We start from the raw sequence: 14,812 nt of genomic DNA on the forward strand, positions 1-14,812 counted from the left end.
AAAAGGCGAATACGATACACCCGCAGTTGTGAAAGAAACAGCAAAGCGACCGTGACGCGCAGACGCAGGCCTGCGAGATTGGCACCGTGGATAAAACGCAAAAGGCCGTGTGAACAGTGTTCACACGGCCTTTATTGCAACCTGCGATCAAGCCATCAAGGCTTGCGCGGGATCATTCCCACTCAATCGTCGCTGGCGGCTTGCTCGACACGTCGTAAGTGACGCGGGAGATGCCTTCGATTTCATTGATGATGCGGCCGCTGACGGTTTCCAGCAGCTCGTAAGGCAGGTGTGCCCAACGTGCGGTCATGAAGTCGATGGTTTCAACGGCACGCAGGGCAACAACCCAGGCGTAACGCCGGCCATCGCCCACCACGCCAACCGATTTCACCGGCTGGAACACCACGAATGCCTGGCTGACTTTGTGGTACCAGTCGGCCTTGCGCAGTTCTTCGATGAAGATGTGGTCGGCACGACGCAGCAGGTCGGCGTATTCCTTCTTCACTTCACCGAGGATCCGCACGCCCAGACCCGGGCCTGGGAACGGGTGACGGTAGACCATGTCGTACGGCAGGCCCAGCTCCAGGCCCAGACGACGGACTTCGTCCTTGAACAGCTCGCGCAGGGGTTCAACCAGCTTGAGGTTCATTTCTTCCGGCAGGCCGCCCACGTTGTGGTGCGACTTGATCACATGAGCCTTGCCGCTTTTGGCGCCAGCCGACTCGATCACGTCCGGGTAGATAGTGCCTTGAGCGAGGTACTTGATGTTGTCCAGTTTGTTGGACTGGGCATCAAACACGTCGATGAAGGTACGGCCGATGATCTTGCGTTTCTTCTCCGGGTCGGACTCGCCGGCCAGGTTGTCCAGGAACTGATCTTCAGCGTTGGCGCGGATCACTTTGACGCCCATATTCTCGGCGAACATGGCCATCACTTGCTCGCCTTCGTGCAGACGCAGCAGGCCGTTATCGACGAATACGCAGGTCAGTTGGTCGCCGATGGCTTTGTGCAGCAGCGCGGCAACTACCGAGGAATCCACACCACCGGACAGGCCGAGCAGTACGTTGTCGGTGCCGACCTGGGCGCGAATGTTGGCAATGGCGTCTTCAGCAATCTTCGAAGGCGTCCACAGGGCTTCACAGCCGCAGATGTCGAGGATGAAGCGCGACAGGATGCGTCCACCCTGCTTGGTGTGGGTCACTTCCGGGTGGAACTGCACGCCGTAGTAGCCGCGCGCGTCGTCGAACATGCCGGCAATCGGGCAGCTCGGGGTGCTGGCCAGGATGTGGAATTCCTGAGGCATCTTGGTGACTTTGTCACCGTGGCTCATCCACACGTCGAGGCCGAACAGGCCGTCGGCGTCGATGTGGTCTTCGATGCCGTCGAGCAGGCGGCTCTTGCCGACCACGTCAACGCGAGCGTAACCAAACTCACGCAGCTCGGAACCTTCGACTTTGCCACCCAGCTGTTCAGCCATGGTCTGCATGCCGTAGCAGATACCGAAGACCGGTACGCCAAGGTCAAACACCGCTTGCGGGCAGCGCGGGCTGTCAGCGACGTGCACAGACTCGGGGCCGCCGGCGAGAATGACGCCTTTTGGAGCGAATTCGCGAATCGCTTCGTCGTCCATGTCGAACGGATGCAGTTCGCAGTACACGCCGATTTCACGCACGCGGCGGGCAATCAGCTGGGTGTACTGGGAACCGAAGTCGAGGATCAGGATGCGGTGAGCGTGAATGTCGAGGGCCATGAAGTCAGTCTCGTCTATGTAGTTCAGAAACAACTCGGGGCTGAATAAAACAGCCCCGGTTACTTAACTTTTTGCTGGAAGCCTCAACCTACGCGGTAGTTTGGCGCTTCTTTGGTGATTTGTACGTCGTGAACGTGGGACTCGGCCATGCCAGCACCGGTGATCCGCACGAACTCAGGCTTGGTACGCATTTCTTCGATGTCGGCACTGCCGGTGTAGCCCATCGAGGAACGCAGGCCGCCCATCAGCTGATGGATGATGGCGCTCAGGGTGCCCTTGTAAGGAACACGCCCTTCGATGCCTTCCGGAACCAGCTTCTCGGCGCCTGCCGAAGAGTCCTGGAAGTAACGGTCGGAGGAACCTTGAGCCTGGGACATGGCGCCCAGCGAGCCCATGCCACGGTAAGCCTTGTACGAACGACCCTGGAACAGTTCGATCTCGCCCGGCGCTTCTTCAGTACCGGCGAACATCGAGCCCATCATCACGCAGGAAGCACCGGCTACGATGGCCTTGGACAGGTCACCGGAGAAACGGATGCCGCCGTCGGCGATCAACGGAACGCCAGTGCCTTCAAGGGCAGCGGCGACGTTGGCAATGGCACTGATTTGCGGGACGCCGACACCGGCGACGATACGGGTGGTGCAGATCGAGCCAGGGCCGATACCGACCTTGACCGCGTCAGCGCCTGCTTCGGCCAAAGCCAAGGCGGCAGCGCCGGTGGCAATGTTGCCGCCGATGACCTGCACTTCAGGGAAATTCTGTTTGACCCAACGAACGCGGTCGATCACGCCTTTGGAGTGACCGTGTGCGGTGTCGACCACCACCACGTCAACGCCGGCGTTGACCAGGGCAGCGACGCGGTCACCGGTGTCTTTACCGGTACCGACGGCAGCGCCCACACGCAGACGACCTTGATCGTCCTTGCTGGCCAGCGGGTAAGCCTTGGCTTTTTCGATGTCGTTGACGGTCATCATGCCTTTGAGGGCGAATTTGTCGTCGACGATCAGTACGCGTTCGATGCGGTGTTTGTGCAACAGCTCGCGAACGTCGTGCTTGTCGGCGCCTTCCTTGACCGTGACCAGACGCTCTTTAGGCGTCATCACTTCACGGACGGAGACGTCCATACGGTTCTCGAAACGCACGTCACGGGAAGTGACGATGCCGACCAGGTCGCCATCGTGCAGTACCGGAACGCCGGAGATGTTGTGCATGCGGGTCAATTCGAACAGTTCACGAACCGTGGCATCAGCCTCGATAGTGATCGGATCCTTGACCACGCCGGCTTCGTAACGCTTGACCTTACGCACTTCGGCAGCTTGCTGCTCGATGGTCATGTTCTTGTGGATAATGCCGATGCCACCTTCCTGAGCCATGGCAATTGCCAGACGGGCTTCAGTAACGGTGTCCATGGCAGCAGAAACCAGAGGAATATTCAGCTCGATGCCACGGGTTAGGCGGGTCTTGAGACTGACTTCGTTAGGAAGCACCTCGGAATAACCAGGCACTAGGAGAATGTCGTCGAATGTCAGAGCTTCTTGGCTGATACGCAGCATCGCGGGGGCTCCCGAGCGGGAAAATGGAAGCGCGCCATTATAGTCAGACACCCCCTCGGGTTCAATGTAAAACTCTGTCTATTATCGATACAGTCGATTGACGGGCATTTAACCCCGAATTCTGTAGGAGCACAGCTTGCTGGCGATGGCGTCCTTAAGTCCGCCATCGCCAGCAAGCTGTGCTCCTACAGTTCGACTTTCACCCAACTGACAGGCTGATCCAGCCAATCGGCAAATTCGTCGATAAAGCTCTGCTTGAACCCGGCTTCCGCCCAGTTGTTGAAGATAAATCCCAGGTTGGAAAAACCACACTCCTGCAAGAAAAGAAAGCCGTTGATGTCATCTTCATGCCCGCATTCGGGACAGGTGAAGTTATCGGTGCGTCCCGGCATCCAGTCTTCCAGGCTTTCGAACAGTGCTTCGCCGACTTCCTTGCGGCATTCGGCGCAGCCGGCCTCGCTCAGGAAACCTTTGGTCGGCGTGTAGATGCAGCGTTTGGTGACGATCTCCAGGCCATTGATCGACTCGCCAAACGGCAGCGCTTGCGGGTGCAGCACCACCGCGCGGGCACCGTCAGCGATGGCGTGGGCCATGCGGTTGCCGGTGCGACCACAGGTGGTCAGTTCTTCCTGGACGATGTTCTTGCGCACCAGCCACCGCACCACTGCGCGAGCCCGGGGTTCGTGTACCGGCAGTGTGGAGATTTTCGGGACGATGATGCTTTGTGAATTCATGGGTGCAGACCCTGCAAATACTGAATATTCAACCTTGTAGGAGTGAGCCGGCTCCGGGCGGCGTTCCGACGATAGCGGTGTATCAGTCGACAACATTATTGAACGTTAAACCGCTATCGCGAGCAGACTCACTCCTACAGGATTTTCGGCCGGCAGCTTAATCCCTGACACCCTCAGGTCAAGTACTCAAGTAACGCCCGATCAAGGCAATCCCGCTGGCCAGCACCAACCAGGTCACCAGCCGCACAAACGCCTCGCGGGACAATCTCATGGTCAACCGCCGCCCGATCCACAATCCCAAGGCCATGGCCGGCAACAAACACAGCGCCAACACCAACAAGGGTAGCTCGGCATATACACCTGCGACGGCAAACAGGCTCAAGCGCACCACCGTGCTGCAACTGATCAGCGCACTCTGCGTCGCGCGGGCCGCCTCTTTGGGCAGGCGACTGTTCAAATAGATCGCATATAAAAAACCGCCACTGCCAAACAACGCCCCGAACATCCCGCCCACGGTACCCATCGGCACCGCCCAACCGGCGGATAACTGCGTCGGACGGGTTTTGACCCACAGGCTGTAAACCGCATACGCGCTGATAAACAGCCCCATCAACAGCAGCAACACGTCGGATTTCAGGTTCAGCAGAAAGATCACCCCCAGCGTGCAACCCACCGCCATGCACGGCAGTAACCGCAGCAACTCGGGTTTCGCCACATCACGTCGCGAGGGCAGCAAATTGCCGAACGCCGCGACAAAATCCAGCAACACCAGCAATGGCACGATCTTCGACAGCGGCATGAACAGGATCAGAATCGGCCCCGCCACCAGCGCCGTCCCGAAACCAGCGATGCCGAACACGATATAAGCCAGGGCGATGCCCAGCCCGATCACCAGCCAATCCGTTGTGCCGAAGGGCCATTGGTGCAACAACTCAAGAACATTCATTTGCAGGGCTTTCCTTGAATACCAGAGATGACTTTAGCCAGCACCAAGCGTTGCGACTAATATCATCAAAGTCGCCAACTCATCTCTAAAAGGCATACCTCGTGCTTTCAACTCGCCAATTGCGTTACTTCGTGGAAATTGCTGAGTGCGGCAGTTTCAGCGCTGCGGCCGAACGACTGTTTATCGCGCAGTCAGCCCTGAGCCGACAGATCAAGGACATGGAAAACCGCTTGCAAACGCCCCTGTTCGAACGCACCGCGCGCCAGCCTCGACTCACCGCTGCTGGCGAAGCTTTTTTGCCTCGTGCCAGAAACCTGCTCAATGATCTGACCAAGGCCAGCGAGATGGCGACCCAGGTCGGCAACGGCCAACTCGGTACCTTGCGCCTGAGCCATTCCAGCACCGTGCCAATGAGTGGGCGACTGTTGCAAAGCATCAGTGCTTATCTGGATCAGCATGCCGGTGTGTCCATGGACATAGTCAAGCTGTCCTCCGAAGCACAACTGGAAGAGTTGTCCGAAGGCCGATTGGATGTCGGTCTGCTGCGCTTGCCAGTGCTGCGCCAGCGTGAAGGGGTGCAGATTGTTCCTTTGTATAGCGAACGTTTGCTAGTGGCGGCTCCTCCGAATCATCGACTGGCTGTGCATAAGTTCACTCAAGGCATCGATCTGATGCAGTTGAAGGAAGAGGCATTTATCTCCATTCCTCACCCTCAACGTGGCGGCCTAAGCTATTTGACTGCGGAGTTATGCATGCGCCAGGGCTTCTTTCCCAAGGCTGCTCGGGTGGTATCGCGTAAAACCACGCAGCTGCAATTGATCCAGGCCGGCTTCGGCATTGCCCTGTTGCCGGAGTCGATGCAGGACATCGCCCCGCCGGACATCCATTTCCTGCCGCTGGCTGACCCGGATTGCCACAGCACCGTCGCCCTCGCCTCCCGGCAACACCCCACAGCGCTGGTCCAGCAATTCATTCAATACTTCCCCCGATCCATGTAGGGCGGATCGTGCATTGCGCAGGAGATTGCCTTTATCATGCGCCCCATGATTAAAGATCCCTTTGCAAGACTCGGCCTGGACCGTGAAGTCCTGACTGTCAGCCAGCTCAACGGCCGCGCGCGGGTGTTGCTCGAAGACGTGTTCAGCAATATCTGGGTCGAAGGCGAAATATCCAACCTCGCCCGCCCGGCGTCCGGCCACGTGTATTTCACCCTGAAGGACAGTGGCGCCCAGGTGCGTTGCGCGCTGTTTCGGCAAAACGCGGCGCGGGTGCGTCAGGCGTTGAAGGATGGCCTGGCCGTCAAAGTCCGGGGCAAGGTTTCGTTGTTCGAGGGACGCGGCGACTATCAGCTGATCCTCGACACCGTGGAGCCGGCCGGTGATGGCGCGCTGCGCCTGGCCTTCGATGCCTTGAAAGAAAAGCTCAGCGCCGAAGGCCTGTTCAGTGCCAAGCGCAAAGTGCCGCTGCCGGCGCATCCGCAACGCATCGGCATCATCAGCTCGCCGACCGGCGCGGTGATCCGCGACATTATCAGCGTGTTCCGTCGCCGTGCACCGCAGATCCAGCTGACGCTGATCCCCACGGCAGTGCAAGGTCGCGAAGCCACCGCGCAGATTGTCCGCGCGCTGAAACTGGCGGACGCCCGTGGCTTCGACGCGCTGATCCTGGCCCGTGGTGGCGGTTCGCTGGAAGACCTCTGGTGCTTCAACGAAGAAGCGGTGGCCCGTGCCGTCGATGCCTGCGTCACGCCGATTGTCAGCGCCGTTGGCCACGAAACCGACGTTTCGATCAGTGACTTTGTGGCCGATGTCCGCGCCCCGACACCGTCCGCCGCCGCCGAACTGCTCGCGCCGGATTCCAGCGATCTGGTGCGTCGGGTCGAAAGCCTGCATCGCCGACTGGTGATGCGCATGCGCGACCGTTTGATGCGCGACCGGCTGCGTCTGGAGGGCATCTCCCGCCGCTTGCGTCATCCCGGCGAACGCCTGCGTCAGCAAGCTCAGCGTCTGGATGACCTGGACATGCGCATGCGCCGCGCGTTCGAACGCAGCCTCAATACCCGTCGCGAGCGCTTGCTTCGTTTGGAAACCCGTCTCGCCGGGCAACATCCCGGCCGACAATTGGCGATGCTCCGCCAGCGCCTCGACAGCCTCGCCGAACGCCTGCCCCGTGCCATCCGCGAAGGTCTCAAGTCGCGGCGCCTGCAACTGCAAAGTCAGGTGCAGACGCTACAAGTGGTCAGCCCGCTGGCGACACTGGCCCGTGGCTACAGCATTCTGCTGGACGAACGCGGCAACGCAATCCGCTGCGCCGAACAAACCCACAACGGTCAGCGCCTCAAGGCCAAACTCGGCAACGGCGAACTGCAAGTGCGGGTCGAAGACAATCATCTGACGCCTGTCACCCTTTCTTTACTGGATTGATCCATGCCGCGCTTTTTAGCTCCGCTGCTGTTGCTGTGCCTGACCTTCAACGCCCACGCCGACAGCTACATCACACGCCTGTTGAACAAACCGGTGCCGGGCGGTGTGGCCGTGGTGGATCTGGGCGCCTCAGCCCAAGCGCCGAAAGCCAGCTATCAAGGCAAACCGGTTTTGGTGGTCAAGGAACAGAACAACTGGCTGGCGATTGTCGGCGTGCCCTTGACGGTCAAACCGGGCACGCAGCAGCTCAGCAGCGGCGGTCGTAACCTGAGTTTCACCGTCGGCAACAAGAAGTACCCGGAACAGCACATCACCTTGAAAAATACGCAGCAGGTCAACCCGAATCCGGACAACCTCAAGCGCATCGAAGGCGAACTGGCCGAGCAGATCCAGGCCTACCGCAGCTTCAGCCCGAACACCCCGAGCAACCTCTTGCTGGACAAGCCGGTCAACGGGCCGCTGTCGAGCAAGTTTGGTGTGCGTCGTTTCTTTAACGGTGAAGAGCGCAATCCGCATGCCGGCCTGGACTTCGCGGTGCCTGCCGGTACGCCGATCAAGACGCCGGCGGCGGGCAAGGTGATTCTGATCGGCAACTACTTCTTCAACGGCAACACGGTGTTTGTCGATCACGGGCAAGGCTTTATCAGCATGTTCTGCCATATGTCGAAAATCGACGTGAAGGTTGGCCAGCAACTGGCGCGTGGCGGGGTGGTCGGGAAAGTGGGGGCGACGGGCCGCGCGACCGGGCCGCATATGCACTGGAATATCAGCCTGAATGATGCGCGGGTGGATCCGGCGATTTTTATCGGGGCTTTTCAACCTTGATTAGTTGTTGAGGCTACTGGCCTCTTCGCGAGCAGGCTCGCTCCCACAGTTGATCTATGGCGTACACAAATCCACTGTGGGAGCGAGCCTGCTCGCGAAGGCGATGTCACAGACACACTCTATTCAGCCTCAAGATCTTCAATCCCATGGGCTTCCCGGTCCGCCAGGCAATGCCTGATCCACTCCTGAGTCTCCGCCGAGAAACCCGCCAACTCTTCAGACGTGATCAACTCCCGCGCGCACAGCCCAAGCAAGTGCGAGCGAGCCTCATGCCGTGAAAACCTGAACACACCAAACGCCCAATACAACTCCTTTTGCCTGGACTGAAGCAGCTCTTCAGTGGCTTCAATCCGCTCGTAAGGCGCCAGGCTTTTATCCAGCACCATGAGCTCGACCTCTTCCATGATCCGGATGCACATCCGCTCATGTGCCAATGGACGCAACGCGCTATACCGCTTCCAGTCCGACTCGTTCATGTTCGACTCCTGCCGTGTTCAGGCTTTAAGCATAGCTGTGCTCAGGGAGTCGTCGCCGCGAACCTCAAATTGCGCACAGCCCAAACCTCGCGCAATCATCACAACAATCGCCGCAACCCTCAGCAATAAAATCTCGATAAAATCGACTTTCAGGGTATTCCTCTCAATTTTTTTCGACTGCTTGCCATCCTTTCCCCCCGCGGTTAGGGTTGAAGGCATGAAAACCTCTCACACCCTCATTCAGCTTCGCCAGCACCGCAGCCTGTGCCTCGTCAGCGCACGACTGCCGGGCTGAATTTGCGGCGCCTCGCTCCACGCTTTTCCCCAAGAACATTTGATCCACCGGCAGGCCGCCTTTTTTCGGCCCACACAATAAGGATTCCCCCGATGAGCATGCTCAAAGATCCGTCTTCGAAATACCGCGCGTTCCCGACCATCGACATCCCGGATCGTACCTGGCCGTCGAAGACCATCACTGCTGCGCCGATCTGGTGCAGCTCCGACCTTCGTGATGGCAACCAGTCGCTGATCGAGCCAATGGACGCGGTCAAGAAATTGCGTTTCTGGAAAACCCTGGTGTCCGTCGGTGTGAAGGAAATCGAAGCCTCGTTCCCAGCCGCTTCGCAAACCGACTTCGACTTCGTGCGTACCCTGATCGAAGGCAACCACATCCCGGACGACACCACCATTCAGGTGCTGACCCAGGGCCGTGAAGACTTGATCGAGCGCACCTTCGAATCCCTGCGCGGCGCGAAGAAAGCCATCGTTCACCTGTACAACGCGACCTCCCCTTCTTTCCGCCGGATTGTCTTCAATCAGGACAAGGACGGAGTCAAGGAAATCGCTGTGAGCGCGGCCAAGCTGTTCGTCAAATACGCCGCCCAGCAACCGGACACCGAGTGGACTTTCGAGTACTCGCCAGAGACCTTCAGCGCCACTGAGCTGGAGTTCGCCAAAGAAGTCTGCGATGCCGTGATCGAGGTCTGGAACCCGACGCCTGAGCACAAGATGATCCTCAACTTGCCTGCGACCGTCGAATGCGCCACCCCGAACATCTACGCCGACCAGATCGAATGGTTCGGCCGTCACATCAACCGTCGTGACAGCGTGATTATCAGCCTGCACACCCACAACGACCGTGGCACCGGTGTAGCCGCCACCGAGTTGGGCCTGATGGCCGGCGCCGACCGTGTCGAAGGCTGCCTGTTCGGCAACGGCGAGCGTACCGGTAACGTCGACCTCGTGACCGTGGCACTGAACCTCTACACCCAGGGCGTTCACCCCGAGCTGGACTTCTCCGACATCGACGGCGTGCGCAAGGTCGTCGAAGAATGCAACCAGATCCAGGTGCACCCACGTCACCCGTACGTTGGCGACCTGGTTCACACCGCGTTCTCCGGCTCCCACCAGGATGCCATCCGCAAGGGCTTCGCCCAGCAGAAACCGGATGCGCTGTGGGAAGTGCCGTACTTGCCAATCGACCCGGCCGATATCGGTCGCAGCTACGAGGCGGTCATCCGCGTCAACAGCCAGTCGGGCAAGGGCGGTATCGCTTACTTGCTGGAACAGGAATACGGCATCAACTTGCCACGTCGCATGCAGATCGAATTCAGCCAGGTGGTGCAGCGTGAAACCGATCGCCTGGGCCTGGAAATGACCGCTCAGCAAATCCACGCGCTGCTGCACAGCGAGTACTTGCAGGCCAACACCCCGTACGCGCTGGTCAGCCATCGCCTGCAGGAAGAAAACGGTCACAGCTCCGTGGAAGTGGAAGTCTCCAGCAAAGGTCAGGGCGAAACCAACCTGCACTGGCGCGGCAAGGGCAATGGTGCGCTGGAAGCCCTGGTGGCTGGCCTGCCGATCCCGGTGGAGATCATGGACTACAACGAACACGCCATCGGCGCGGGCACCAATGCCAAGGCAGCGGCCTACATCGAACTGCGCGTGAACAGTGAGCGTGCGGTGCATGGCGTCGGTATTGATGAAAACATCACCACCGCCAGCTTCAAGGCCCTGTTCAGCGCGCTGAACCGCTCGCTGAGCCAGCCGGAAGCGAAAGCGGCGTAAGCGTTCGCTGAAATATAAAAGGCCCCGAGGTGCGAACCTTGGGGCCTTTTTATTTGCCTGGGATTTTTGTGTTGTCTGTCATGGCCTCTTCGCTGGCAAGCCAGCTCCTACAGTTTGGAATGCATTCCCCTGTAGGAGCTGGCTTGCCAGCGAAGAGGCCCGGTCAGGCAGCAAAAATCTCAGGTGAATTCGAATGTATCCGCATCCAGATTAGCCGGAAACCGCGTGCGATAAGCCTGCAGATCCGCAGCATTCAGTACCACCTGAAACACCCCATCGGCCTCGCCTGCACTGAGCAAGGTCTCCCCCTGGAAATCCAGTACCTGACTGTCGCCGGTGTAGGCAAAACCTTTACCGTCCGTGCCAATGCGATTCACCGCCGCCACATAGCAGAGGTTCTCGATGGCCCGCGCAGGCAGCAAACGGTTCCAGTGCTGGCGGCGTGCACCCGGCCAGTTGGCGGTGTACAGCAGCAAGTCGGTGTCCTGGGCATCGCGGCTCCAGACCGGGAAGCGCAGGTCGTAGCAAATCAGTGGCCGTACTCGCCAGCCCTTGAGTTCGAACTGCACCTGACGCTCGCCCGGCGTGAAGTGGTTATGCTCGCCGGCCATGCGGAACAGATGACGTTTGTCGTAGTGCCAGACCTCCCCTTCCGGACGCGCCCATAGCAGGCGATTGCGATGACTGCCGTCAGCGACCTGAACGATGATGCTACCGGTGATCACCGCGTCGAGCTTCGCCGCCTGAACGCGCAACCACTTGCTGGTCGGACCGTTTTCCGACTCCGCCAGGGTTTGCGATTCCATGGAGAAACCGGTGGTGAACATCTCCGGCAGGATGATCAGATCCGCACCGCGAGCCTGCTCCAGCAACTGCTCGAAATGCTCCAGGTTGGCTTTCCGGTCGTGCCAGGCCAGCGAGGTCTGGATCAGCGCAACATTCAGGTTAGGCAGTGCACTCAGATCACGCATAGTTTTGCCGCTGCTTCACGCAGGGTCTCCTCGCGTTTGGCGAAGCACAAGCGCACCAGGCGCTGGCCTGCGGGTGGGGCCTGGTAGAACACCGAGATCGGAATACTCGCCACGCCATGTTCGCGGGTCATCCACAGCGCCATCTCGACGTCATTGAGGTCCGGGCGGATCTGCGAGTAGTCGACCAACTGGAAATAAGTGCCGGTCACGCGAGTGAAACTGAACCGCGAAGGCGTCAGCAGATCACAGAACAGATCACGCTTGGCTTGATAGAAACCGGGTAACTCTTCGACGTGCTCAGGATGCTCGGCCATGAAGTCGGCCAAGGCAAATTGCAGCGGTGTCACGCCGCAGAAACTGACGTATTGATGAACCTTGCGCAACTCGGCAGTGAGCGCCGGCGGTGCGACCACGTAGCCGGTTTTCCAGCCCGTGACGTGGTAAGTCTTACCGAAGGAACTGACCACGAAAGCGCGCTGATACAACTCTTCGTGATTCAGCACACTGACGTGAGGCACGCCATCGAACACCAGGTGTTCATAGACTTCGTCGCTGACCAGATAGATGTCGCGACCGCGAATCAAATCCGCCAACTGATCCAGTTCGGCACGGCTGATCAACGCGCCACTCGGGTTATGCGGTGAGTTGAGAACGATCATCCGCGTGCGCGGCGTAATGGCCTCGGCCAGCTTCTGGAAGTCGATGGAGAAATCATTCAGCCCGAGTTGCACATGCACGCAACGTCCGCCGGCCAGTTCCACCGACGGTTCATAACTGTCGTAGCAGGGGTCGAACACGATGACTTCGTCGCCGCTGTGGATAACCGCCTGAATAGCGCAGAAGATCGCCTGCGTGGCGCCGGGTGTGATGGTCACTTCGTGGTCGGCATCGACGTTGACGCCATAGCTGCGAGCGATCTTCGCCGCCACTTGCTGGCGCAACGCAGGCAGGCCAGTCATTGGCGAATATTGGTTGTGGCCATTGGCGATGTGCCGGCCAACCGCATCACACAGGGCCTGCGGGGCATCGAAATCGGGAAAACCCTGGGACAGGTTGATCGCCCCGGTTTGTGCCGCGAGTTGAGACATCTGAGTGAAGATAGTGATGCCGACATTCGGCAGCTTACTGGTGATCATCGGTCATTCCCTGCTCTACACCCGGCGCTAATGGCGGCGCGGGAGAGCCCGAGGATAGCCCATCCGGCGCCCATAAAAAAAGAGCGCCAACTGGCGCCCTTCTTAAACATTCACCGCATAACCCTGTGGTGAGGGGGCTTGCCCCCGTTGGGTGGCGCAGCCGCCCTAGAACTATCCACTGCGGTCTGTCAGATAAACCGTAGTGCAGGTTTTACGACTGCTTCGCAGCCGAACGGGGCGGTGCGGCGGTCCGACAAGCCCCCTCGCCACAACAAGCCCTCCACACAAAATAGTGTGAAGGCCTGGATCAGCGCTTGTCGCGGCGCTTTTTGTCGGCCTTTTTGTGGTGCGACATCATGCGACGCTTCTTGTTGACCTGACGGTCTGTAAGCGAGTTCTTGTTGCCTTCGTACGGGTTCTCACCGCCCTTGAACTCGATGCGGATCGGCGTACCGACCAGCTTCAAGACACGACGGTAAGTGTTTTCCAGATACCGGACGTAAGACTTCGGCACCTTCTCGATCTGGTTACCGTGAATCACGATGATCGGCGGGTTCGCGCCACCCAAGTGGGCATAACGCAGTTTGATCCGGCGGTTGTTGACCATCGGCGGCGCGTGCTCACCGACCGCATCTTCCAGAATCTGGGTGAGGCGGTTGGTTGGCCAACGGGTCACGGCGGACTTGAACGAGTTCTGTACCGAGGCGTAGAGATTGCCCACGCCCGTACCGTGCAGCGCCGAGATGAAGTGGATGTCGGCGTAGTCAACGAAGAACAGTCGACGTTGCAGCTCGACCTTCACGAAGTCGCGCTCGCTCGGCGTCATGCCGTCCCACTTGTTGATCGCGATAACCAGCGCACGACCCGACTCAATGGCGAAGCCCAGCAGGTTGAGGTCGTGGTCCACCACGCCTTCGCGCGCGTCCATGACGAAGATCACCACGTTGGCGTCTTTGATCGCTTGCAGGGTTTTGACCACGGAGAATTTTTCAACTTCTTCGTGGATCTTGCCGCGCTTGCGCACACCGGCGGTGTCGATCAGCGTGTACTTCTCGTCGTTACGCTCGAACGGGATGTAGATACTGTCGCGTGTCGTACCAGGCTGGTCATACACGATCACCCGGTCTTCACCGAGCATGCGGTTAACCAGGGTCGACTTGCCGACGTTCGGGCGACCGATGATAGCGATCTTGATACCGTCTTTTTCGCTTGGGCCAGGAATGCGCTTGGCTTCCTCACCTTCGGCAACGATCTCTTCTTCGCCGTCTTCCGGCTCTTCGTCGTCTTTCGGGAAATCGCTCAGGGCGATTTCCAGCATCTGGGTGATGCCACGACCATGAGCACCAGCGATAGGGATCGCGTGGCCCATGCCCAACGGGGCGAATTCAGCGCGGGCCATTTCAGGGTCGATGTTGTCGACCTTGTTGGCAACCACGTAAGAACGCTTGTTACGTTTGCGCAAATGCTCGGCGATCATCTGGTCGGCGGCGGTGAAGCCAGCCTTGGCATCTACCAGGAACAGAACGACATCGGCTTCTTCAATGGCCAGCAGCGACTGCTCGGCCATTTTTTCGTCCATACCGTGCTCGTCACCGGAGATACCGCCGGTGTCGACCAGAATGTAGGAACGCCCTTGCCACTTGGCCTCACCGTATTGGCGATCACGGGTCAGACCGGACAAGTCGCCGACGATGGCGTCGCGAGTCCTGGTCAGGCGGTTGAACAAGGTGGACTTGCCGACGTTCGGTCGGCCCACCAGGGCGATTACGGGAACCATGCGGCTCTCCACTTCGTTATTTCAGAAAATACAAAAGCCGCTGCGAGGCAGCGGCTGGTGCTCGGGGCAACGCTTGAGGGCGCTGCGAACCCCGTGTTACGGGGTTGCCTGGGGTTAAACCCCAAGCATAGCTAAAGGGCCTGCGCTCGCTCAT

General features: G+C 59.2%; 13 protein-coding genes. 4 read left to right on the forward strand and 9 right to left on the reverse strand.

From position 1 onward, the window contains the following. Positions 1–172 precede the first annotated feature (172 nt). The 4 genes from guaA to ACWGZX_RS08615 all read right to left on the reverse strand — a co-directional run bounded on the left by guaA (position 173) and on the right by ACWGZX_RS08615 (position 4,983). The gene (gene guaA / locus ACWGZX_RS08600) at positions 173–1,750 is read right to left on the reverse strand and encodes a glutamine-hydrolyzing GMP synthase (protein ID WP_059406339.1); all 1,578 of its coding nucleotides are present in this window, start codon (positions 1,748–1,750) and stop codon (positions 173–175) included. An 83-nt stretch (positions 1,751–1,833) separates the two neighbouring features. Beyond that, the gene (gene guaB, locus ACWGZX_RS08605) at positions 1,834–3,303 is read right to left on the reverse strand and encodes an IMP dehydrogenase (RefSeq protein WP_223512163.1); all 1,470 of its coding nucleotides are present in this window, start codon (positions 3,301–3,303) and stop codon (positions 1,834–1,836) included. Between the two features lie 185 nt (positions 3,304–3,488). Then, positions 3,489–4,037: a sugar ABC transporter ATPase gene (locus ACWGZX_RS08610; RefSeq protein ID WP_452628032.1), complete on the reverse strand. Its 549-nt coding sequence runs from the start codon at positions 4,035–4,037 to the stop codon at positions 3,489–3,491. Positions 4,038–4,215: 178 nt separating this feature from the next. Further along, positions 4,216–4,983: a sulfite exporter TauE/SafE family protein gene (locus ACWGZX_RS08615; RefSeq protein WP_452628033.1), complete on the reverse strand. Its 768-nt coding sequence runs from the start codon at positions 4,981–4,983 to the stop codon at positions 4,216–4,218. 101 nt (positions 4,984–5,084) lie between these two features. Here ACWGZX_RS08615 and ACWGZX_RS08620 point away from each other — a divergent pair, with 101 nt between their 5' ends. From ACWGZX_RS08620 to ACWGZX_RS08630, 3 genes are read left to right on the forward strand one after another with little or no spacing between them, the layout of a single operon-like run. Continuing rightward, entirely contained in the window at positions 5,085–5,981 is an 897-nt protein-coding gene (locus ACWGZX_RS08620; protein WP_452628034.1) for a LysR family transcriptional regulator, read from the forward strand. Between the two features lie 45 nt (positions 5,982–6,026). Next, a complete protein-coding gene (xseA, locus tag ACWGZX_RS08625) occupies positions 6,027–7,406 on the forward strand; it encodes an exodeoxyribonuclease VII large subunit (protein ID WP_452628986.1) in 1,380 nt (459 codons plus the stop codon). Positions 7,407–7,409: 3 nt separating this feature from the next. Next, positions 7,410–8,231 carry a peptidoglycan DD-metalloendopeptidase family protein gene (locus ACWGZX_RS08630; protein WP_452628035.1) on the forward strand — a complete coding sequence of 274 codons (822 nt, stop codon included), beginning with the start codon at positions 7,410–7,412 and terminating at the stop codon, positions 8,229–8,231. 119 nt (positions 8,232–8,350) lie between these two features. On the opposite strand, the gene ACWGZX_RS08635 is transcribed toward ACWGZX_RS08630, so the two are convergent. Together ACWGZX_RS08635 and ACWGZX_RS08640 are read right to left on the reverse strand one after the other, a co-directional pair. Next, positions 8,351–8,707 carry a hypothetical protein gene (locus tag ACWGZX_RS08635; protein WP_452628036.1) on the reverse strand — a complete coding sequence of 119 codons (357 nt, stop codon included), beginning with the start codon at positions 8,705–8,707 and terminating at the stop codon, positions 8,351–8,353. A gap of 18 nt (positions 8,708–8,725) precedes the next feature. Continuing rightward, positions 8,726–8,926 (reverse strand): hypothetical protein, encoded by a 201-nt coding sequence (locus ACWGZX_RS08640; RefSeq protein ID WP_452628037.1) that lies wholly within the window; start codon positions 8,924–8,926, stop codon positions 8,726–8,728. A gap of 168 nt (positions 8,927–9,094) precedes the next feature. Between ACWGZX_RS08640 and leuA the strand changes: the two genes are divergently transcribed. After that, complete coding sequence (gene leuA, locus ACWGZX_RS08645; protein ID WP_452628038.1) at positions 9,095–10,774, forward strand: 2-isopropylmalate synthase; 1,680 nt, start codon at positions 9,095–9,097, stop codon at positions 10,772–10,774. A gap of 179 nt (positions 10,775–10,953) precedes the next feature. Here the strand turns inward: leuA and ACWGZX_RS08650 are convergent, their stop codons facing one another. The 3 genes from ACWGZX_RS08650 to der all read right to left on the reverse strand — a co-directional run bounded on the left by ACWGZX_RS08650 (position 10,954) and on the right by der (position 14,658). Further along, positions 10,954–11,745 (reverse strand): amidohydrolase, encoded by a 792-nt coding sequence (locus ACWGZX_RS08650; RefSeq protein WP_452628039.1) that lies wholly within the window; start codon positions 11,743–11,745, stop codon positions 10,954–10,956. Further along, on the reverse strand, positions 11,733–12,881 hold the full coding sequence (locus ACWGZX_RS08655; RefSeq protein ID WP_452628040.1) for a pyridoxal phosphate-dependent aminotransferase: 1,149 nt from the start codon (positions 12,879–12,881) through the stop codon (positions 11,733–11,735). Before ACWGZX_RS08655 ends, ACWGZX_RS08650 begins: the two co-directional genes overlap by 13 nt. Positions 12,882–13,188: 307 nt before the next feature. Continuing rightward, entirely contained in the window at positions 13,189–14,658 is a 1,470-nt protein-coding gene (gene der, locus ACWGZX_RS08660; RefSeq protein WP_150747938.1) for a ribosome biogenesis GTPase Der, read from the reverse strand. Positions 14,659–14,812: the final 154 nt, after the last annotated feature.

It is taken from the genome of Pseudomonas sp. CLCA07 (assembly GCF_053615335.1).